The sequence below is a fragment of the Variovorax sp. Root434 genome (genome assembly GCF_001426595.1).
Classification (GTDB): Bacteria; Pseudomonadota; Gammaproteobacteria; order Burkholderiales; family Burkholderiaceae_C; genus Variovorax.
The window spans coordinates 63,459-84,080 of the sequence record NZ_LMEK01000001.1 but is presented as its reverse complement, the minus strand read 5'-3'; the positions used below and the strand labels follow the sequence as shown (position 1 = coordinate 84,080).

Below are 20,622 nucleotides of genomic sequence, written 5' to 3'. Positions count from 1 at the left end.
TTGCTCGCTCTTCGTGTCGCACTCAGAATTTCGGCAATACCGACGAGCTGGCAACCAAAATTACTCCTGCAACCATCCAAACAAAAGCGCTACGAAAAGCTGCAATCAAGACATTCAATAATTCGGCCATTTTTACTCCTGCCATTCGAACCACCACGTACAAATATAGGGAATAAAAAATAAATCCAGAAACAGCGTAGACTTCAACAATCCGCGATTGCATCCACAATCCAGCTAGTACCACACTACCAACCCGTAGCAGCAAACCAAATAGCTGCAGATTTAACGCACTACGCTGGTTTCCGGTTACATGCAAGGTCATAGAAATTGGAGATGCTAAAAACTGCATGACAAACCAAGGGGTCATCCAAGCCACCAGTTCGCCAGCTCGCAACCATTTCTCCCCAAATATCAATGGAAAAAATGTCGGCGAGACAATTCCGGCAAATAACAAAGGCCCTACGCCACTTTTAGCCAAGCCGCCAATTATTTGCAGAGTAAATCCGGAGAGCCGCCTAGCGCGCAATTCCTCAGGCGCTCGCGATAAATAAACCTGCGAGACTGCGGCACCGATTAAGCCCATCGGCACAGCCATGGCGCGCATCGCCAACATCAAATAACCGGCTTCAGGGCCCACGGCAATTCCGGCGATGAAAAGAACCGGGAGCTGAATGCTGGCGCTGTTAGCGAATGCTTCGAAAGTGGAATATTTAGGAAAGCGGTCGTATTTCCGAAAAACGCGACTCATGCCACTCCAATTCACTCTTTGAAAGGCGGTTCGATCCTCACGGAGTGCCACACGTCCCAATCCAAGCAATCCTGCGCCGCTGTTGACTACTTGCCCTACCAGCAACCCCAAAGGAGCGAGTCCAGCCCAACCCATTCCGATCTGAGTTCCAGCCCCCCCTATCGCTTGGGTCATTCGGGTTTTGGCAATCCCGCTAAAACGCTTCTTGCGAGTAGCCCAGAATTGGACTGCTGCGTAGGCACTCCCGAGCCAAATGCCTATGGGTAGCAGCCATAAATATGGGCGCAATGCAGGTTGACCCACCAAAGCCGTAATTTGCGCCGGAAAACACCAGATCACAACCCCTGCTAACACGGCGACGATAGTGCAGGTGCACAATGCCACTGCCAACAGGTTGGCGGCATCCTCATCATCTTCGGGTAGCGGAATCGCGATCTCTAGTCGCAGGCACGCGGCAACCGAGACGATCGACAAAATAGAAGCGAATACCGCGAGGACGCTGAAATCGGCGGGCGTGTACAGCCTAGTGACAAGTGGCAACACCAAGATGGAAAAGGCCTGCGCAAATGCAGTCCCCCCTACCAGCACGCCAACAGAGCGTGCAAAGCCAGTTCGGTTCATCGATCGGAGCCGCGCGCGCAGCACCAACACTACTTGACGCAGGGGCATCTGCGTTCAACCAGGGATCAAGGCTGTAGCTATTGCGGCTTGCTCGGAGGAAGCTAGGTACGCATGCATCGGCAAGCTCAGAACCTCCCGCGCTACCGCATCACCTACTGGCAATCTGGCCCACTCATCTGCCACTGCAGGCTGCTGATTCAAAGGAATTGGGTAATGCACAACAGTCGGCACGCCGGCCTGCTTCATACGGCTCTGTAACGCCTCGCGATCGCTAACGCGCACGGTGTATTGCGCCCAAGCACTCTGGCTGTGCGACTCGACGTGCGGAGTCATAGCTACGCCAACCTCATTCAACAAGCGTCCGTACTCCGCAGCCACACGCTGACGGCTAGCGATTTCGTCGTCGAAGATCTCAAGCTTCGCCAGCAGTACCGCGGCCTGCAACGTATCCAGCCGACTGTTCACCCCCACCCGCACATGGTGATACCGCCGATCCTGCCCATGCCGAGCAATCTGCCGCATCACCTTGGCCAGTTCGTCATCGTTGGTGAAGATGGCGCCCCCATCCCCATAGCAACCCAGTGGCTTGCTGGGAAAGAAGCTGGCGCACGCAATGGTGCTGAGATTGCAACTCTTGCGCCCCTTGTAGGTAGCGCCAAAACTCTGCGCCGCATCCTCGATCACCGGAATCCCGTGTTTGGCGGCAATGGCATTGATCGCGTCGAAATCAGCGCACTGGCCATATAGGCTCACTGGAACAATGGCCTTGGTCCGCAGAGTGATCGCAGTTTCCAAGAGCGCTGGGTCTAAGTTGTAGGTGCGCGCATCGATGTCTACATACACCGGCTTGGCGCCCAGCAACGCTACCGTTTCAGCAGTAGCGATGTAGGTGAAGCCTGGAGTAATGACTTCATCGCCCGGCCCAATGCCGAGCGCCATTTGGGCGATCTGCAAGGCATCCGTGCCGTTGGCCACGGTGATGCAATGCCTGGCGCCCGTATAGGCCGCAAGCTTCTCTTCCAACTCGGCGACTTCGGGGCCGAGGATGTATTGACCGTGTGCCAGCACGCGCTGGATGGCCGCGTCGATCTGGTCCTTGATACGGGCTTGCTGAGTCTTGAGGTCGATGAATTCGATCATGGTGCCTTCGTTTCCAGCTTGGTCACGGCATTGCCGTCGAGTACATAACGCGCGCCGGTGTGCGCGCAAACGGCTTCAGCTGCCCCCTGCAGCGGCAGTGCAAGCTGCTCGCCAAACTCGCTCATCCAGCCGATCTGCTTGGCAGGTACTCCGACCATGAGCGCAAAGGCCGGCACGTTCCTGTTGATCACGGCACCCGCGCCGATGAAGGCAAATTCGCCCACGGTGTTGCCGCAGACGATGGTGCAGTTGGCGCCCAACGTGGCGCCCCGCTTCACGAGGGTGCGGCGATATTCGTCCTTGCGTGTGACGGCAGAGCGCGGGTTGTAGACGTTGGTGAAGACCATGCTCGGTCCGCAGAACACGTCGTCCTCCAGCGTCACTGCGTCGTAGACGCTGACGTTGTTCTGGATCTTGACGTTATTGCCTATGGAAACGTCGTTGCCTACATAGACGTTCTGGCCGAGCGAGCAGCCCTCGCCGATGGAAGCCTGCGCGCTGACGTGCACCCAATGCCAGATGCGGGTGCCGTCGCCGATGCGGGCGCCCTCGTCGATGATCGCGGTGGGGTGGGCTTTGTATGCCATGCGGAGCTCGCGGCGCGTCAGGCGAGATGCCGCACGAACGGATGCACTTCGCCCTGCTCGCCTTGGACGGGCGTGGCGCTGCGAATCACGTTGACGGTCTCGATGCAGTGGCGCGCATCTTCGAGGCCATAGCCACGACCGGCCAGAATTTCCTTGTAGCTCACCGTGTGCAGGTCGGTGAAGCCTTCCGAAAATTCGAGCTTCTCGCCGCTGATGTCGATGTTGCGGAAGGTGGTCTTCTTGCCCTTCACATCGGCCGGCAGATCGTTGGCATCGATGGACAAGAACCAGCGCACGCGCGCGCGTTCGTATTCGAGGTAGCCCGCCGCCTTTGCCGTGCCGCTGTAGTGCACCACGTTGCGCTGCAGCTTGCCGAAGATGAAGTGCAGCATGTCGTAGAAGTGCACGCCAATGTTGGTCGCCACGCCGAACGACTTGCGGTTGTCGCCCTTCCAGCTTTCCATGTACCACTTGCCGCGCGAGGTGATGTAGGTCAGCTCGACGTCGAACTTGGTCTCCGCGGGCGCCGCTGCCACCTTGTCGCGCAGCTTCAGGATGGCTTCGTGATGGCGCAGCTGCAGGATGTTGAAAACGCGCTTGCCGGTTTCCTTTTCAACGCGCTCCAACTCATCGACCAGCTCGGGCGTGGGTACCAGCGGCTTTTCGCAGATCACGTCGCAACCCAGGCGCAGGCCTGCAGCAATGTGCGGATGGTGCAGGTAGTTGGGACTGCAAATCGCCACGTAATCCAGCGCCGTGGCGGGGTTGCGCTTGAGTTGCTGCGCATGCTCGTAGAAGCGCTCGAACTCGGTGAAGAACTCGCTCTGCGGCGAAATGCTGTCGATGATGCCGACCGAATCGTTGATGTCGTAGGCCACCGCAAGATGGTTGTCCGTGTCCTTGATGGCACGCATGTGGCGCGGGGCGATGTATCCGGCGGCGCCGATCAGAGCAAAGTTTTTCATGTCGAAGAAGAAGCAAACGGGAGATGGCTTACAAGCGGAACAACGAGAAGCCGCTGTCGCGCGCCTCCTGCGCACCGAACAGGCTCTTGACGTCGACCAGCACGGGTTGCTCACCACGGCACAGAGCGCGCAACTCGGCCATGGTCGCGCGGCGGTACTGGTTGTGGCCCACTGCGACAACGAGCGCATCGACCGGATGTGCGGCGTCGATCTGGCCAAGTCGAATGCCGTACTCGTGGTCCACCTCTTCGGCGTCAGCCCATGGGTCCACGACTTCGACGGAAGCGCCCCACGCCTCGAACTCGCGCACCATGTCCACGATCTTGCTGTTGCGGATGTCCGGGCAGTTTTCCTTGAACGTGATGCCCAGCACGCCGATGCGGCAGCGAGGCACGTCCATGCCGTTCTTCAACATCAGCTTGATGGTGTTGCGGGCAACGTAGCGCGCCATGTTGTCGTTGATGCGACGGCCAGCCAGAATGACTTGAGGGTGATAGCCGACCTGTTCTGCCTTGTGCGTCAGGTAGTAGGGGTCCACGCCGATGCAGTGCCCACCCACCAGGCCCGGACGGAACGGCAAGAAGTTCCATTTGCTGCCGGCAGCTTCAAGCACATCGAGCGTGTCGATGCCCAGGCGCTCGAAGATCACGGAGAGCTCGTTGACCAATGCAATGTTCAGGTCGCGCTGCGTGTTCTCGATCACCTTGGCAGCCTCGGCCACCTTGATGCTGGCGGCCTTGTGTGTACCGGCAGTGATGATCTCGTTGTAAAGGCCATCGACCACGTCTGCGACTTCAGGGGTGCTGCCGCTGGTGATCTTCTTGATCTTGGTGAGCGTGTTGACCTTGTCACCCGGATTGATCCGCTCCGGGCTGTAGCCGCAGAAGAAGTCGACGTTGAACTTCTTGCCGCTGAACTTTTCCAGCACAGGCACGCAAACTTCCTCGGTGGCGCCCGGATACACGGTCGACTCGAAGATCACGATCGCGCCCTGGCGCATCACCTTGCCAACGGATTCGCTGGCCTTTACCAAGGGCGTCAGGTCGGGCCGGTTGGCGTTGTCGATGGGCGTCGGCACAGTCACGATGAAAACGGCGCAATCGCGCAGGTCGTCGGCATGCGACGTGAAGGCCAACTGCGTGGCAGCCTTCAGCTCTTCCGGCGTGACTTCCAGGGTGTGGTCATGCCCCCCTTGCAGTTCGGCAATGCGCTTGGCATTGATGTCGAACCCGACCACGGAACGCTTCTTGCCGAACTCCACGGCAAGAGGTAGGCCTACATAACCAAGGCCGATGATTGCAATGGGTTGATTTGGATGAATGGCTTGCATGATGGGAACGCTGGAACAAGAACTTCGACAGCGTCCTCTCGATGGAAGCCGTCGCCCTATCGCACCTGAACCGTCACCTTCAAAGGCCCGTCCACTCCCCGCATCTCGTCAGAGAAAGAACAGGCCTCGGCTTCAGTTCGTGTGCCTGACGTAGATCTCGCTGGCGGCATTGGCCACCGTCGCCGACGGCAGGATCAAGCTGACCACGCGGTTCCACTTGACCAGCGGCACGGGGTCGATATAGACCACGTCCTGCGACTGCAGTCGGAACTGGCTCGCAATGGCAAGCGCTGCCGGGTTCCGCGCATTGAGGTTGAAGATGGCGGGTGCACCTGTGGCGCCCTGGCGAATGACGTAGATCTGGCCGGCGTTGGCGGTGGAATTCAACGTGCCCCCGGCTTCGCCCAGCGCTTCGCTCAAGCTGAGGCGGCCGTTGCTTCGCATGGGCAATGCCAGCGGAGCTACGACTTCGCCCATGAGGAAGACCTTGTCGTCTTCCCGGTTGGCCACGCGCACGGTGTCGCCGTTCTTCAGCGGAATGCTGTTGCCGTCGTAGCCGGCTTCGCGCAGCCTGGTCATGTCGATCCGGATCGACTGGCCGTTGCGAATGAGCGTGACCGCCGAGCGGTTGCCCGCGGCCGTAATGCCGCCGGCCCGGTTGATGGCTTCGTTCAGCGTCATCGGCACGTCGGTGAAGATCTGCGAGCCGGGGGTGCGCACTTCGCCTTCTACATACGCACGGCGGCTGCGGAACGACTGGATGCGCACGGTCACTTGCGGGTCGCGGATGTGCGGGGTGAGCAGCTTGCCGATCAGGTCGGAGGCATCGCCCTCGCTCAGCCCCGCCACCCGCACGCGGCCGATGTACGGAAAGGCGACCTCTCCGTCGGAATCGACAATGAAGCCGGGAGCCACCTGCACGCCGGTCGGGTCCGCAGACTGCGAAATGACGGCGCCGGCATTCGGCAGCAGTTCGGGGTGGTCGTAAACGATGACGCCCACCACGTCGCCAGAACCGATGGTGTAGCGCTCGCTCTTGCCGAACAGCGCATTGACCTCAGGCGGGACGCCCTTCGGAGCCGCCTGCGCCAGCGTGCGCACGAGCGCGAGTGAAATGGGGGTGATCTGCCCCTCGGGTGCCTCGTCGGGAAGATAGCGGAACTGGTTTGCCAGTTCGCCCCCTGCCTCGTAGGGCTCCACGTTGCCCATGCCCGGCACGACCGCGCAGCCTTGAAGCACCACCACACATGCCAGTGTCGAAGCCCACTTCAGGACATTTGCATTTCTTCTCAATTCCGATCCCCCAAGGAAATTCCAATTTTTTAGCGCCAAAATAGCAGGCGATAAAAACTACGCACGCACTTATTGCGGTGCAATTCTTTTTCACAATTCGTGGTTACCGCAGGCACACTGCTGGGCACTGTCAGGGCGCAGAGTGCCTCGTGGAGGCGCTGAACCGAGAACATGCAACTGCATGTCACTACTGGTCCGCTTGTCTTAGCGGCGGCGTGATCCTAACAGTGGAGCCCCGCTCAGATGAGTCACCACGGGGGTCCCGTTTCCTTTTGTAACTAAAACTACTGAAACTGGGTACACCTAAGCACGCACTTTTCTTTCCACATTGCGGATGAGGCAAATAGATCAAATGCGCCGAATGCTTCACGCCGGGCGGCCGATTCCGGCGTGCTTCCGCGGGCATACTCGACCCTCTTTCAACAGCAGAGCTCCAGCAGCTTTTGAATCATGAGCATCCTCAGTGAATTCAAGGAATTTGCCGTCAAGGGCAACGTCATCGACCTCGCGGTGGGCGTGATCATCGGCGCCGCGTTCGGCAAGATCGTCGACTCGCTGGTGGGCGACATCATCATGCCGCTGGTGGGCGTGGTGTTCGGCAAGCTCGATTTCTCGAACCTCTATGTGGTGCTGGGCACGGCGCCCCCGGGCGTGGCAAACACGCTGGCAGACCTGAAGAAGGCCGGCGTCCCGGTGCTGGCCTATGGCAGCTTCATTACCGTGGCCGTCAACTTCGTGATCCTCGCTTTCATCATCTTCATGATGGTCAAGCAGATCAACAGGCTGCGGAAGACCGAGGCCGCGCCGCCTGCTCCGGCCGCAACGCCGGAAGACATCACGCTGCTGCGCGAAATCCGCGACAGCCTCAAGCGCCCTTAAGCCCTTAAGCGCCCTTCAGCACCCGGGCCATGCGCAGCGCCTCGACGAGGCTCGACGCATCGGCCAGGCCCGTGCCCGCGATGTCGAACGCGGTGCCGTGGTCGGGGCTGGTCCGCACCAGCGGCAGTCCCAGCGTTACGTTCACGCCCTTCTCCACGCCCAGGTACTTGACGGGAATCAGGCCCTGATCGTGGTACATCGCAACCACCACGTCGAACTCGCCGCTGGACGGCACGCCCTGCCTGGCGCGCGCGCGCATGAAGACGGTGTCGGGCGCATAGGGTCCGTTGGCGTCGATGCCTTCGGCGCGCGCGGCCTCGATGGCCGGCGCGATGATCTCGCGCTCTTCCGAACCGAACAGGCCGCCCTCGCCCGCATGCGGGTTGAGGCCCGCCACGCCGATGCGCGGCACGCGGCCGAGCGCATGCGTCAGCGCGCGGTGGGTGATGCGCAGGGTTTCGAGCACACCGTCGAAGTGCACCGCCTCGATGGCGTGGCGCAGCGACATGTGGATGCTGACGAGCACGGTGCGCAGCTCGTCATTGGCCAGCATCATGCGCACCGGCACGTCGGCCAGGGTGCGGCCCAGGTGGGCGGCGGCCTCGGCCTGCAGCAGCTCGGTATGGCCGGGGTACGGAAAGCCGGCGGCCGACAGCGCTTCCTTGTGCAGCGGCGCGGTCACGATGGCGCCGATTTCGCCGCGCAGCGCGGCCCGCGCGGCCCAGACGACGCATGCGCCAGCCACACGGCCGGCTTCGGCGCTGATCTGGCCCAGCTCAATTGGCGATGGCGGCGCAATCACCTGCAGCACGGGAATGCAGCCCGGCGGCACCGTTGCGGCTTCGGCGGCGGATTCGATTTCCAGCACCGGCCATGCCGGCAGCCCAGGTGCTGCGAGCGCCTGCGAGGCCTTGCGCACCGTGCCCACATCGCCGGCAACGAACGCGCCATGCGTTGCATCGGGCGCGTCGCGAAAGGCCTTGGCGATGATCTCGGGGCCGATGCCCGCGGGATCCCCGAGGGTGATGGCGATGGCAGCGCTCATTGGAAAGGCACCTCCGTGCTCCGCACTGCGGTGCAAGCTTGCTTGGGGCGGCCCGGCGCTGCGCTCATGCCGGGTTGTCGATGTCGATGAACTCGTGCTTCAGCCCGAGCTGCGCCGCAACGTGCCCGGCCACGGCTGGCGCGCCGTAGCGTTCGGTGGCGTGATGCCCGCACGCCAGGAAGGCCACGCCCATCTCGCGTGCGTAGTGGGCCTGGGGCTCCGAGATCTCGCCGGTGATGAAGGCGTCAGCACCGGCCGCAATGGCGGCTTCGAAGTAGCCCTGTGCGCCGCCGGTGCACCACGCGATGTTCCTGATGGCGCGATGCGCCGTGTCGACGAGCGTGACCGGCCTTTTCAGCACTTTTTCGACGTGGGTGGCGAGCGTCCTGGCGTTGGCGAAGCTCTCGCCGTTTTCCTGCGCGCCGAGAAAACCCAGTTCCTGCTCGCCGAAGCGCCCGGCCGATCCGGCATGGGCCACGAGCCCCAGTTGCAGGCCGAGCTGTGCGTTGTTGCCGAGCTCGGGATGCGCATCGAGCGGCAGGTGATAGGCGAAGAGATTGACGTCGTCGCCCAGCAGCAGGCCCAGGCGCTGCTTCATCCAGCCGGTGACGCAGCCGTCCTGGCCGCGCCAGAACAGACCATGGTGGACGAAGATGGCATCGGCATCGGCGTGGATCGCGGCCTCGATCAGCGCGCGGCTGGCGGTTACGCCCGAAACGATCTTGCGCACCACGGTGCGCCCTTCGACCTGCAGGCCGTTGGGTCCGTAGTCCTTGAAGCGCCCGGGGGCGAGCAGCAGGTCGAATGCGTGAAGCAGTTCGTGGCGGGTGGTGCTCATCGCGCCATTGTCGCGCCGCCCGCGATGGCCGCGCCATCCCGCATGGCATGGCCACGAGCGGCCAGTGGCAACAGCGCCAGCAGGAAGCCCAGCCCGGCCAGCGCCGCCACGTAGTGCGCCGGCGCCATGGTGTCGCGCTGCAGCCAGAGCGTGAGGATCACCGGGGTCAGTCCGCCGAAGACCGCGTACGACATGTTGTAGGCAAACGAAAGCCCGGTGAAGCGCACCGGCGCCGGGAAGGCGCGCACGCCCGCGATCGGCACCGTGGCGATGGTGCCCACGAACAGGCCCACCAGTGCGTAGTGCGCGTAGAGCGTCGACGGCGTGCCGGGCAGCCCGCTGTAGAACAGGTAGGCCGTGGCGAACAGGCCGCCCCAGCCGATCAGCATGACGGTGCGTGTGCCGACGCGGTCGCTGGCCCAGCCGGCCAGCATGCAGCCGAGCGTCAGGGTCAGCGTGGCGAGCGCGTTGGCTTCGAGCGCCAGCGCGGCGGGAATGTGGTGCACCTTCTGCAGGTAGGTGGGCGTGTACAGCACCACGACCACGATGGCGGCCGACAGCACCCAGGTCAGCAGCGCAACGTACACGCAGGCCAAGCGGTGCTCGCGCAGCACGGTGCGCAGCGGCATCTCGCGCGCCACGCTGCGGCGCCCGGCCAGCTCCTTGAACACCGGCGTCTCGTGCAGGAAGCGGCGCAGGTACACCGACACCAGCCCGAACACACCGCCCAGCACAAAGGGAAGGCGCCAGGCGAACTCGCTCACCTGCACCGGCGAATAGTGCCGGTTGATGGCCACCGCAACCAGCGAACCCAGCAGGATGCCGCCGGTGATGCCCGAGGTCAGCATGCCGATGCCGAAGCCGTAGCGCCTGGCCGGAACGTGCTCGCCCACGAACACCCAGGCGCCGGGCATCTCGCCGCCGATGGCCGCGCCCTGCAGCACGCGCATGGCCAGCAGCAGCAGGGGCGCCGCGACGCCGATGCTCGCGTAGGTCGGCAGCAGGCCGATCACCAGCGTGGGCGCCGCCATCAGGAAGATCGACAGCGTGAACATGCGCTTGCGGCCGAAGATGTCGCCGAAATGCGCGATGACGATCCCGCCCACCGGGCGCGCCAGGTAGCCCGCCGCGAAGATGCCGAAGGTCTGCAGCTGCCGCAGCCAGTCGGGCATGTCGGCCGGGAAGAACAGCGCCCCGAGCACCGTGGCGAAGAACACGTAGATGACGAAGTCGTAGAACTCCAGGGTGCCGCCGAGGGCGGACAGGCCGAGGGTCTTGTAGTCGCTCGAACCGAGCGTGCGTGCCGGTGCCGGCTGCGCGCCGTCCGGGAGGGTTGCTTGTGAAGTCATGGCTGGCAGGAAGGTCGTGACCGCGCGCCAGCCCGCGAAACCGGGTGAGAAAACGGAAAAATGGCGCGCCGACGAAATGCCTGGCCGCTTCCGCCGGGTGGGCAGCGCGGGAGGCCGGGGAAACATGGGCCGGGTGGGACCTGCTGGGCGATGCTACGGGTTAACCCGGATTCACGCAGGCAGTCAGCCCAATCTCGACCGCGTGGCGCGGTTTCTGTTCCGTGCGGTTGAGGGACAATTGACAACATCGCTGCGCTCCACGGCAGCCTTCCAACGTCTTTTTCACCAATCTTTCATGAAACGCACCTGGCTGCTCTTTGCACAAGCCGTGACTGTCCTGCTCGCGGCCTATTTCGTCGTCGCGACGCTCAAGCCCGAGTGGATCCACAAGCGCGCGACCTCGCTGGGCGGCGTGGTGTCGATCGTGGAGGCGCCCGCGGGCAACCCGAACATCCCGACGGCCGGCAGCCTGAGCGTGCCGGCCAAGAAGGCCTCGCCGGCGGTGGTGAGCATCAACACCAGCAAGGCCGCGCAGCGCCATCCGCGAAGCAACGACCCGTGGTTCCGCTTCTTCTTCGGCGACCAGGATGACCAGCCCCAGGTGGGCCTGGGCAGCGGCGTGATCGTGAGCGCCGACGGCTACATCCTCACCAACAACCACGTGGTCGAGGGCGCCGACGAGATCGAGGTAACGCTCAACGACAGCCGCCACGCGCGCGGCAAGGTGATCGGCACCGACCCCGACACCGACCTGGCCGTGTTGAAGATCGAGCTCGACAAGTTGCCGGCGATCGTGCTGGGCGACTCCGACGCGCTGCAGGTGGGCGACCAGGTGCTGGCCATCGGCAACCCCTTCGGCGTGGGCCAGACCGTGACCAGCGGCATCGTCTCGGCGCTGGGCCGCAATCAGCTCGGCATCAACAACTTCGAGAACTTCATCCAGACCGACGCGGCCATCAATCCCGGCAACTCGGGCGGCGCGCTGATCGACGTTAACGGCAACCTGCAGGGCATCAACACCGCGATCTATTCGCGCTCGGGCGGCAGCATGGGCATCGGCTTCGCCATTCCGGTGTCGATGGCCAAGATCGTGCTCGAAGGGATCGTGAAGGAAGGCCAGGTGCGCCGCGGCTGGATCGGCGTGGAGCCGAATGAACTCTCGCCCGAACTGGCCGAGACCTTCGGCGTGAAGGCGGACACCGGCGTGATCATCACCGGCGTGCTGCAGAACGGCCCGGCTGCCAAGGCCGGCATCCGCCCCGGCGACGTGATCACCTCGGTGGGCGAGAAGAAGACGGACAACGTGCAGGCGCTGCTGACCGCGGTGGCCGGCCTGAAGCCCGGCAGCACCGCGAGGTTTGCGCTGCAGCGCGGCAGCGACAAGATGGAACTGGATGTGATGCCGGGCCTGCGGCCGAAGAGCCCGGTGCGGCAGGTACCGAATCAGCAGCAGCCCGAATAACGGGCTGCCGTCGGACCAGCCGGTCAGGACTGCGCCGAATCGGCGCTTTCGTCTTCTTCGGGCTTCCTGGCGGCACTGGCGAAGTACTTGGCACCGATGATGCCCACCTCGTACAGCAGGCACATCGGCACCGCCAGCGCCAGCTGCGACACCACGTCGGGCGGCGTAAGCACCGCGGCCACGACGAACGCGACCACGATGAAGTAGCCGCGGAAGGACTTCAGCTTCTCGATGGTCACCATCTCGAAGCGCACCAGCAGCATCACGACGATCGGCACCTGGAAGGCCACGCCGAAGGCGATGTACAGCGACAGGATGGCCTCGACGTACGATGAAATGTCGGGCGTCGCCTGCACCGCTGCGGGCGCAAAGCGCTGGATGAAGCTGAACATCTTGTCCAGCACGAAGAGCTGCACGAACGCAATGCCGGCATAGGCCAGCAGGCTGCCGAAGAAGATCAGTGGCAGCGCGAATTTCTTTTCATGGCTGTAGAGACCGGGCGCGACGAACATCCACGCCTGGTACATGAGCCAGGGCAGCGCCAGCAGCACGGCCGCCATCATCAGCACCTTGAGCGGCACGAAGAACGGCGAGAACACGCCGATGGCGATGAGCTTCGCGTCGTGCGGCATGTGCGCCTTGATCGGCATCGCGATCAGGTCGATCAATCCGCCCGGGCCGGGCCAGATGGCCAGCAGGATGCCCGCGACCACGAGGCCATAGACGCAGTAGAGCAGGCGGTCGCGAAGCTCGACCAGGTGCGCCACGAACGGCTGTTCGGTGCCCGCCAGTTCGTCTTCTTTGTCTTTGTTCTTGTTGTCGGAATCGGCCATTGGAAAAGAAGATAGCGTGACGTCGGCCGGCGTGCGGCGCTCGGGGAACGCGGTGGTGGGGGACGCTAGTTGATCTTGTTGATCGTGTGCGGGCGGAAGCGCGCGACACGCGCGGCACCCGACAGCGCCTTGGTGCGCACGCCGTTGCGCGCCTTGTACCACTGCGGCGTGGCGCCCTGCTTCAGGCGCCAGTTCTTGCGGGGATGCTTGTATTCGGGCGGCGACGGCTCGGGTTCGGCCAGCGCCGAGAGGGTTTCGCCCGAACCGCTGAACTGCTTCTCGAATTCGCTCGCGCCGGTGTGGATGCTGTGCTCGACGTCGCGCGCCGCATCCTCGACGGTGGTCTTCATCTTGCGGAGCTCGTCGAGCTCCATCGAGCGGTTGACTTCGGCCTTGACGTCGTTCACGTAGCGCTGCGCCTTGCCGAGCAAGGTGCCGACGGTGCGGGCCACGCGCGGCAGCTTTTCCGGACCGATGACGATCAGCGCCACGACGCCGATCAGCGCCAGCTTCTCAATGCCGAGGTCGAGCACGTGCTGCTGCCCGCGCTCAGGACTTCTGGCGCGCTTCGACGTCGATCGTCGACTTGTCGCTGTTGGCCGGCTGGCCAGTCACTTGCTGGGTGGGGGCCGGCGGGGTGGCAGCGTCGGACGAACCGTCCTTCATGCCGTCCTTGAAGCCCTTGACGGCGCCGCCAAGGTCCGAACCCATGTTCCGCAGCTTCTTGGTGCCGAAGATCATGACCACGACGAGCAGCACGATCAGCCAGTGCCAGATGGAAAAAGAACCCATGGAGAACTCCTAAGAATGTGTCCGATTTTAGTCGGGCGGAATGTGACAGTTTGGACTAATGCCACTCAACCGCGAAGCCACGGGCGGGGGCCGCCCATGACATGGACATGGAGATGGTGAACCTCCTGCCCGCCCTCGCTGCCCGTGTTGACGACGACCCGGTAGCCGCCGTCCGGATAGGGCCTGCAGCCCTGCTCCAGCGCCAGCTTGGGCGCCAGGATCATGATCTTGCCCATGAGCGCCGAGTCTTCGGGCGTAAGCTGCGCCATCGAGGCGATGTGCTTCTTGGGCACCAGCATGAAATGCACCGGCGCCCAGGGCGAGATGTCGTGAAAACCGAACAGGTCGTCGTCTTCGTAGACCTTGCGCGAGGGGATCTTGCCTTCGATGATTTTGCAGAAGACGCAGTTCGGGTCAGATGACATCTTTGGGTTCCATGGGACGGCCGTCGTTCATGCGGATCATGCCCTTCACGATCCGGTACAGGAACCACAGCGAGATCAGGCTCCAGGCGATCCAGCCCGGCACGAAGAACAGCAGCCAGAGCCACGAAGTAACGATGTACAGCAGGCCGGCCCACAGCACCGAGCGGATGCGCCAGCTGAAGTGCGAGGCCTGCCAGGTGCCGGCCGCGTCGTCGCGCTTGACGAAGTCGATCACCAGCGCAATCAGCAATAGCAGCACGGAGGCCTGCGCCCCCGGCACGACGGCGCCGATGGCCACGATCAGGTGCAGGATGTAGCTGACCCAGCCCCAGGTCTTGAGGGAGTCGTCGGGTTCCACGTTCACGATGTCGTTGGCCATGGTCGATGTCCTTTCAATCGTTGGAGGCTTCGGATTCCCGCGCCTGCACCTTGCGCAGCGCCTTTTCCTCGATGCCGCTGGTGCCTTCGCGGCGCTCGAGTTCCGCGGTGACGTCGGCGGGGGAAAAACCGTAGTGCGCCAGCGCCACCATGGTGTGGAACCAGAGGTCGGCCACTTCGTTCACTATTTTGGCGCGATCGCCGCCGTGGTCGGCGTCCTTGGCCGCCATCACAACCTCGGTGGCTTCCTCGCCGATTTTCTTGAGGAAGGCGTCGGGGCCCTTGTGCAGCAGGCGCGCGACGTAGCTCTTCTCGGGGTCGCCGCCGCGCGCGGGCAGGCGGCTTTCGATGACCGCGGCCAGGCGTGCAAGGGCGTCGGAGGTGCTGTTGTTCACTGTGGCCGTCATTTGTAGATCGACTCCGGGTCTTTCAAGACGGGTTCGACCACGGTCCAGCCGCCGTTCTCGTACTTGCTGAAGAAGCAGCTGTGGCGGCCGGTGTGGCAGGCGATGCCGGGCTCGTGGCCGAGCTGGGTGACCTTGAGGAGCACCACGTCGTTGTCGCAGTCGAGGCGGATCTCGTGCACGGTCTGCACGTGGCCCGATTCCTCGCCCTTGAACCAGAGCTTGTTGCGCGAGCGGCTGAAATACACCGCGCGGCCCAGTTCGGCGGTCTTTTCGAGCGCCTCGCGGTTCATCCAGGCGAACATCAGCACGTCGTTGCTGCCTTGTTCCTGCGCGATCACGGGCACCAGGCCGTTCGCATCCCACTTCACGTCATCGAGCCAATTCATCGCGGTATTGTCGGGGATGGGAAAAGACCCTTGAGGCACGTTCAACGGTCGATCCGCACGGGAATGCCCCGCGCGGCCATGCGGGCTTTGGCCTCGCCCACCGTGTGCTCGCCGTAGTGGAAGATGCTGGCCGCCAGCACCGCGTCGGCGCCGCCGGTCTGGATGCCATCGGCCAGGTCGTCGAGGCTGCCCACGCCGCCCGACGCGATCACCGGCACGTTGACGGCATTGCTCACGGCGCGGGTCAGCTCCAGGTCGAAGCCGCTCTTGGTGCCGTCGCGGTCCATGCTGGTCAGCAAGATCTCGCCGGCGCCGCGGCGCGCCATCTCGGCTGCCCATTCGACGGCGTCGAGGCCGGTGTTCTTGCGCCCGCCGTGGCTGTACACGTCCCAGCCCGCGCCGCGCGTGGCGGCCTCTTCGGGGCTGCGGCGCTTGGCGTCGATGGCGACCACGATGCACTGCGAGCCGTACTTCTGCGAGGCGTCGTTGATCACCTGCGGATCCGAGATGGCGGCCGAGTTGAAGCTGGTCTTGTCGGCGCCCGCATTGAGCAGCCGGCGCACGTCGGCCACGGTGCGCACACCGCCGCCCACGGTCAGCGGAATGAAGACCTGCGAAGCCACGGCTTCGATGATCGGCAGGATCAGGTCGCGTCCGTCGCTGGTGGCGGTGATGTCGAGGAAGGTGAGTTCGTCGGCGCCCTGCGCGTTGTAGCGCGCGGCGATCTCGACCGGGTCTCCCGCATCGCGCAGTTCGAGGAAGTTGACGCCCTTGACGACGCGGCCGCCGGTGACGTCGAGGCAGGGAATGATGCGTTTGGCAAGCATGAAAAGATGAACCGGTAGGAGATCAGAGAACGCGGAGCTGTTGCCAGCCCTGCCATTGGGCGCCGGGCGCCAGCAGGACGGGCTCGTCGATGCGGGCCGCCTCGACGCAGAGCATGTGGCGGAAGCCGTCTTCGGGCATGTCGGCGAGTTTCGCACCGAGCACCGCGCCAGGGTTCCAGACCACGGTTTCGCTGCAGCTCGCGCTTTGCGCGATTTCGAGCGTGCTGCCCGGCTGCACGAGGCGCAGCGGCTTGGCGGGCGCGGCGTAGACGCTGTCGAATTCCGCGTCGAAATGCAGCGCCGCGGCGGTTTCCACATGGCGGTCGTCGCGCAGCGAATCCCAGCGGTTGGCGCCCTGCAGGCCTTCGAGGCGCACGTGGGCGATGTCGTCGACGCGCAGATAGGTGTGCAGCGCGGCCGCAAAGGTCCAGGGCGCATGGTCGATGTTGACGAGCGTGAGCGTGGTGCGCAGCCCGCCGGCGGACAGGGTTGCTTCCAGTCGTGCCTCAAAAGCGTGCGGCCAGAGCCTGCGGGTGGCTTCGTTGTCGCGCAGCGTCAACCGCAGCGTCTGCGGCGCATCGGCGGCCGCTTGCGACCAAGGCAAATTGCGCATGAATCCATGCTTGGGCAGCATGCCGCGCTGGTTGAACTGGGGGCAGCAGATGGGCACGCCGCCGCGAATGGCGGCCTGCCCGTCGAACACCGCGCGCGGACTCAGATAAAGTCGCTCCACCCCGCTGGCCGTGGCCCAAGAGAGCACTTGAGCGCCGTGCAATGCAACGGTCAGGGTGCTTCCATCGGCGCCCGTGGCGCGGATGGCGGGCTGGCCGCGGAACTCGATCAGGCTGGTTTCCATGCCCGGAATTGTAGGCAGCGACCGTGCGGTGGCACGGAATTGGCATCAAGGGCCCATTGCGTGCACGGGGCCTTCTTGGATACCCTGTGGCCGCTTGCATCCGGGGACAGCATGCAAGTCGGCCCCGTGCACTCGAAAATCACTCTCACACGACAAAAGGGGATACGCATGAAGAAGCTGCCGATGGCCGCATGGATCCTGATCGCGATGGTGCTCGGCATCGTCGTCGGCTACATGATCTTCTCGAGCTTTCCGGACAAAAAGGCCGCGAAAGAAATTGCAGACTACGTCTCCATCGTCTCTGACGTGTTCCTGCGCCTGATCAAGATGCTGATCGGCCCGCTGGTGTTCTCCACGCTGGTGGTGGGCATCGCGCACATGGGCGACGCCAAGTCGGTCGGCCGCGTGTTCGGCAAAGCCATCGGCTGGTTCCTGACCGCCTCGCTGATCTCGTTGGTGATCGGCCTGGTCATGGCCAACCTGCTCAAGCCCGGCGAGAACCTGGGCCTGCCGCTGCCCGACATCGGCGCCTCGGCCAACCTGGCCACCGCCAAGTTCACGCTGAAGGACTTCGTGAGCCACACCGTGCCCAAGTCGTTCGTCGAGGCCATGGCGAACAACGAGATCCTGCAGATCGTGGTGTTCTCGATGTTCTTCGGCGTGGCGCTGGCCTCGCTGGGCGACAAGGCCAAGACACTGGTGGCGGCCATCGAGGAGCTGTCGCACGCGATGCTCAAGATCACCGGCTACGTGATGAAGCTCGCACCCCTGGCGGTGCTGGCCGCCATGGCCGCCACGGTGGCCGTCAACGGCCTGAGCATCCTGCTGAAGTTCGCGGTGTTCATGGGCGACTTCTATCTGGGCCTGTTCGTGCTGTGGGGCGTGCTGGTCCTGGCGGGCTTCTCGTTCCTGGGCCCGCGCGTGTTCAAGCTGCTGGTGCTCATCAAGGAAGCCTTCCTGCTGTCGTTCGCCACCGCGAGCTCCGAAGCGGCCTACCCGAAGATCCTGCAGGCGCTCGACCGTTTCGGCGTGAAGCGCAAGATCTCGAGCTTCGTGATGCCGATGGGCTACTCGTTCAACCTCGACGGCTCGATGATGTACTGCACCTTCGCGGTGCTCTTCATCGCCCAGGCCTACAACATCCACATGCCGATCAGCACGCAGATCACGATGCTGCTGATCCTCATGCTCACGTCCAAGGGCATGGCCGGCGTGCCGCGCGCCTCGCTGGTGGTGATTGCCGCCACGCTGAACCACTTCGACATTCCCGAAGCCGGCCTGCTGCTGATTCTGGGCGTGGACACCTTCCTCGACATGGGCCGCTCGGCCACCAACGCGGTGGGCAACTCCATTGCCACCGCGGTGGTCGCCAAGTGGGAGGGCGAACTGATGTCCGAGCGCGATGCAGAGGTCAACGCCCGCGCGATCGACGAAGAGGCGGCGGCCACCCTCGCCCACCCCGCACACGCGTGAGGCGCGCCATGAAGCCCAAGGCCACGCCGTCGGTTTTTCTCGCCGTACTGCTGGCGGCCGCCATGCTCGTGCCGGCAAGGCCGGCACAGGCGCAGGAGCAAGCCCCCGTCGCGCTGACCGGCACTCTTGCCAAGGCGCGCGAAACCGGCGCCATCACCATCGGCTATCGCGAGTCGTCGGTGCCGTTCTCGTACCTCAATGCGCGCAAGGAGCCGATCGGCTATTCGATCGAGCTTTGCCGCGCGCTGGTGACGGCCATCGAGGACGCGGTGAACAAGAGCCTCACCATCAAGTGGGTGCCCGTCACGCCCGACTCGCGCATCGACGCGGTCGCGAGCGGCAAGGTCGACCTGGAATGCGGCTCGACCACCAACAACCTCGAGCGCCAGAAGCGCGTGAGCTTCTCGCCGACGATGTTCGTCTCGGGCACCAAGGTGCTCGTGAAGAAGGGCTCGCCAATCAAGTCGTTCCGCGACCTCGCGGGCAAGAAGGTGGCGGTGACGGCCGGCACCACCAACGAGAAGACGCTGCGCGACCTGTCGGAAAAGTTCAAGCTGAACATCGACCTGCGGGTGGCGCGCGACCACGCGGAGTCGTTCGCGCTGGTGAAGAGCGGCCAGGCCGACGCCTTCGCGACCGACGACGTGCTGCTCTACGGCCTGATTGCACAGGACGCCGCCAAGGGCAACTATGAGGTGGTCGGCGACTTCCTCTCCTACGACCCCTACGGGATCATGTACCGCAAGGACGATCCGCAGCTGAACAAGTTGGTCATCGACACCTTCCAGGTGCTGGCGGAAGACGGCGAGATCCATCGGCAGTACAAGCGCTGGTTCCTGCGCAAGCTGCCTTCGGGGGAGAGCATCAATCTGCCGATGAGCGCGCAGCTGGAAACGATCATCCAGACGATGTCGGTGAAGTCCGAATAGCTTCTTTTCGTGGCGCGGCCTGACGTTTTCTTACTCAGCGAACGGTCAGGAGGATTTCGTCCAATCGCCTGAGAAACCTTGGGAGCATCTCAACGGCATGGCGCCATGACATTCTTTCTGGAAGCGGTGGCGGTACTCGGACTGGCGATCGTCCTCGCCGGGGTCCTCCTGAGCCTGCTGGCAGGCGATCAAGACCTCGAGGAAGCCGAGCCTGAACAGGAACCGGCGCGCCCGCCCCGGCCGGCGCCGGCAATGCGTCAGGCCGCCAGTTCGTCCGCGCGGGCCTGCGCGGCGGCGAAGTCGAGGTCGCCCGAGTAGATCGCGCGGCCGCAGATCACACCTTCCACGCCGTCGGATTCGACTTCGCAGAGCTTGTCGATGTCGGCCATGTTCGACAGGCCGCCCGAGGCGATCACGGGGATGGTCAGCGCCTGCGCGAGCTTGACGGTGGCCTCGATGTTGATGCCCGAGAGCATGCCGTCGCGGCCGATGTCGGTGTAGATGATCGACTCGACGCCGTAGTCCTCGAACTTCTTGCCCAGGTCGGCCACCTCGTGGCCCGTGAGCTTGCTCCAGCCGTCGGTGGCGACCTTGCCGTCCTTGGCGTCCAGGCCCACGATGATGTGGCCGCCGAAGGCGCTGCAGGCGTCCTTCAGGAAGCCGGGGTTCTTGACTGCGGCGGTGCCGATGATCACGTAGCGCAGGCCGTCGTCGATGTAGCGCTCGATGGTGTCGAGGTCGCGGATGCCGCCGCCGAGCTGCACCGGGATGTCGTCGCCCACCTCTTTCAGGATCGCCTTGATCGCCGCATGGTTCTGCGGCTTGCCGGCGAAGGCGCCATTCAGGTCGACCAGGTGCAGCCGGCGCGCGCCGGCCTCGACCCACTTGCGGGCCATGGCGGCAGGGTCTTCGCTGAAGATGGTGGACTGGTCCATGTCGCCCTGTTTGAGGCGAACGCAGTGGCCGTCTTTGAGATCAATGGCGGGAATGAGGAGCATGGAAGTGACGCGAGTATGCGAGATCCGGGCTGTGGGAGTGTCGGCCCGGTCGGAAAAATAG

At 63.7% G+C, this 20,622-nt stretch carries 23 protein-coding genes; 4 read left to right on the top strand and 19 right to left on the bottom strand.

The features are described from left to right. Positions 1–22: 22 nt before the first annotated feature. The 6 genes from ASD05_RS29235 to ASD05_RS00385 form a co-directional block, all read right to left on the bottom strand. Positions 23–1,417: an oligosaccharide flippase family protein gene (locus tag ASD05_RS29235; RefSeq protein ID WP_082571925.1), complete on the bottom strand. Its 1,395-nt coding sequence runs from the start codon at positions 1,415–1,417 to the stop codon at positions 23–25. A 6-nt stretch (positions 1,418–1,423) separates the two neighbouring features. Continuing rightward, entirely contained in the window at positions 1,424–2,509 is a 1,086-nt protein-coding gene (locus ASD05_RS00405) for a DegT/DnrJ/EryC1/StrS family aminotransferase (RefSeq protein WP_056586099.1), read from the bottom strand. Next, positions 2,506–3,096, bottom strand: coding sequence for an N-acetyltransferase (locus tag ASD05_RS00400; RefSeq protein WP_056586093.1), 591 nt, complete (start codon positions 3,094–3,096; stop codon positions 2,506–2,508). Before ASD05_RS00400 ends, ASD05_RS00405 begins: the two co-directional genes overlap by 4 nt. Positions 3,097–3,113: 17 nt before the next feature. Beyond that, complete coding sequence (locus tag ASD05_RS00395) at positions 3,114–4,061, bottom strand: Gfo/Idh/MocA family protein (RefSeq protein WP_056586091.1); 948 nt, start codon at positions 4,059–4,061, stop codon at positions 3,114–3,116. 28 nt (positions 4,062–4,089) lie between these two features. Next, positions 4,090–5,391, bottom strand: a complete 1,302-nt coding sequence (locus ASD05_RS00390) for a nucleotide sugar dehydrogenase (RefSeq protein ID WP_056586081.1) — start codon at positions 5,389–5,391, stop codon at positions 4,090–4,092. A gap of 132 nt (positions 5,392–5,523) precedes the next feature. Next, entirely contained in the window at positions 5,524–6,636 is a 1,113-nt protein-coding gene (locus tag ASD05_RS00385) for a polysaccharide biosynthesis/export family protein (RefSeq protein ID WP_321164646.1), read from the bottom strand. 498 nt (positions 6,637–7,134) lie between these two features. On the opposite strand from ASD05_RS00385, the gene mscL reads away from it, so the two are divergent. Beyond that, positions 7,135–7,563 (top strand): large conductance mechanosensitive channel protein MscL, encoded by a 429-nt coding sequence (gene mscL / locus ASD05_RS00380; RefSeq protein ID WP_056586078.1) that lies wholly within the window; start codon positions 7,135–7,137, stop codon positions 7,561–7,563. 4 nt (positions 7,564–7,567) lie between these two features. On the opposite strand, the gene pdxA is transcribed toward mscL, so the two are convergent. The 3 genes from pdxA to ASD05_RS00365 form a co-directional block, all read right to left on the bottom strand. Continuing rightward, positions 7,568–8,608 carry a 4-hydroxythreonine-4-phosphate dehydrogenase PdxA gene (pdxA, locus tag ASD05_RS00375; protein ID WP_056586075.1) on the bottom strand — a complete coding sequence of 347 codons (1,041 nt, stop codon included), beginning with the start codon at positions 8,606–8,608 and terminating at the stop codon, positions 7,568–7,570. Between the two features lie 64 nt (positions 8,609–8,672). Then, the gene (locus ASD05_RS00370) at positions 8,673–9,446 is read right to left on the bottom strand and encodes a Nif3-like dinuclear metal center hexameric protein (RefSeq protein WP_056586072.1); all 774 of its coding nucleotides are present in this window, start codon (positions 9,444–9,446) and stop codon (positions 8,673–8,675) included. After that, positions 9,443–10,795, bottom strand: coding sequence for an MFS transporter (locus ASD05_RS00365; RefSeq protein WP_056586070.1), 1,353 nt, complete (start codon positions 10,793–10,795; stop codon positions 9,443–9,445). Before ASD05_RS00365 ends, ASD05_RS00370 begins: the two co-directional genes overlap by 4 nt. 295 nt (positions 10,796–11,090) lie before the next feature. Here ASD05_RS00365 and ASD05_RS00360 point away from each other — a divergent pair, with 295 nt between their 5' ends. Beyond that, positions 11,091–12,257 (top strand): trypsin-like peptidase domain-containing protein, encoded by a 1,167-nt coding sequence (locus tag ASD05_RS00360; protein WP_007835300.1) that lies wholly within the window; start codon positions 11,091–11,093, stop codon positions 12,255–12,257. 23 nt (positions 12,258–12,280) lie between these two features. On the opposite strand, the gene tatC is transcribed toward ASD05_RS00360, so the two are convergent. The 9 genes from tatC to ASD05_RS00315 all read right to left on the bottom strand — a co-directional run bounded on the left by tatC (position 12,281) and on the right by ASD05_RS00315 (position 17,161). Beyond that, a complete protein-coding gene (gene tatC / locus ASD05_RS00355; RefSeq protein ID WP_056586067.1) occupies positions 12,281–13,090 on the bottom strand; it encodes a twin-arginine translocase subunit TatC in 810 nt (269 codons plus the stop codon). Positions 13,091–13,155: 65 nt separating this feature from the next. Next, positions 13,156–13,623 (bottom strand): Sec-independent protein translocase protein TatB, encoded by a 468-nt coding sequence (gene tatB / locus ASD05_RS00350; RefSeq protein WP_007835284.1) that lies wholly within the window; start codon positions 13,621–13,623, stop codon positions 13,156–13,158. A 16-nt stretch (positions 13,624–13,639) separates the two neighbouring features. Then, positions 13,640–13,882: a Sec-independent protein translocase subunit TatA gene (gene tatA / locus ASD05_RS00345; RefSeq protein WP_007835282.1), complete on the bottom strand. Its 243-nt coding sequence runs from the start codon at positions 13,880–13,882 to the stop codon at positions 13,640–13,642. Between the two features lie 65 nt (positions 13,883–13,947). Continuing rightward, positions 13,948–14,307, bottom strand: coding sequence for a histidine triad nucleotide-binding protein (locus tag ASD05_RS00340; protein ID WP_056586064.1), 360 nt, complete (start codon positions 14,305–14,307; stop codon positions 13,948–13,950). Beyond that, positions 14,297–14,686 carry a DUF4870 family protein gene (locus ASD05_RS00335; RefSeq protein ID WP_007835277.1) on the bottom strand — a complete coding sequence of 130 codons (390 nt, stop codon included), beginning with the start codon at positions 14,684–14,686 and terminating at the stop codon, positions 14,297–14,299. Before ASD05_RS00335 ends, ASD05_RS00340 begins: the two co-directional genes overlap by 11 nt. Positions 14,687–14,699: 13 nt before the next feature. Then, entirely contained in the window at positions 14,700–15,092 is a 393-nt protein-coding gene (locus ASD05_RS00330) for a phosphoribosyl-ATP diphosphatase (protein WP_056586062.1), read from the bottom strand. Then, positions 15,089–15,478: a phosphoribosyl-AMP cyclohydrolase gene (hisI, locus tag ASD05_RS00325; protein ID WP_056586060.1), complete on the bottom strand. Its 390-nt coding sequence runs from the start codon at positions 15,476–15,478 to the stop codon at positions 15,089–15,091. Before hisI ends, ASD05_RS00330 begins: the two co-directional genes overlap by 4 nt. 41 nt (positions 15,479–15,519) lie before the next feature. Then, a complete protein-coding gene (gene hisF, locus ASD05_RS00320; protein ID WP_007835271.1) occupies positions 15,520–16,305 on the bottom strand; it encodes an imidazole glycerol phosphate synthase subunit HisF in 786 nt (261 codons plus the stop codon). Between the two features lie 22 nt (positions 16,306–16,327). Further along, positions 16,328–17,161: a D-hexose-6-phosphate mutarotase gene (locus ASD05_RS00315; RefSeq protein ID WP_056586058.1), complete on the bottom strand. Its 834-nt coding sequence runs from the start codon at positions 17,159–17,161 to the stop codon at positions 16,328–16,330. Between the two features lie 168 nt (positions 17,162–17,329). On the opposite strand from ASD05_RS00315, the gene ASD05_RS00310 reads away from it, so the two are divergent. Together ASD05_RS00310 and ASD05_RS00305 are read left to right on the top strand one after the other, a co-directional pair. Continuing rightward, positions 17,330–18,634 (top strand): dicarboxylate/amino acid:cation symporter, encoded by a 1,305-nt coding sequence (locus ASD05_RS00310; protein ID WP_056586056.1) that lies wholly within the window; start codon positions 17,330–17,332, stop codon positions 18,632–18,634. Positions 18,635–18,642: 8 nt separating this feature from the next. Next, positions 18,643–19,563 carry an amino acid ABC transporter substrate-binding protein gene (locus ASD05_RS00305; RefSeq protein ID WP_056586054.1) on the top strand — a complete coding sequence of 307 codons (921 nt, stop codon included), beginning with the start codon at positions 18,643–18,645 and terminating at the stop codon, positions 19,561–19,563. A 257-nt stretch (positions 19,564–19,820) separates the two neighbouring features. Here ASD05_RS00305 and hisA read toward each other — a convergent pair whose 3' ends face one another. Then, positions 19,821–20,561, bottom strand: coding sequence for a 1-(5-phosphoribosyl)-5-[(5-phosphoribosylamino)methylideneamino]imidazole-4-carboxamide isomerase (gene hisA / locus ASD05_RS00300; protein ID WP_007835261.1), 741 nt, complete (start codon positions 20,559–20,561; stop codon positions 19,821–19,823). Between the last annotated feature and the right edge of the window lie 61 nt (positions 20,562–20,622).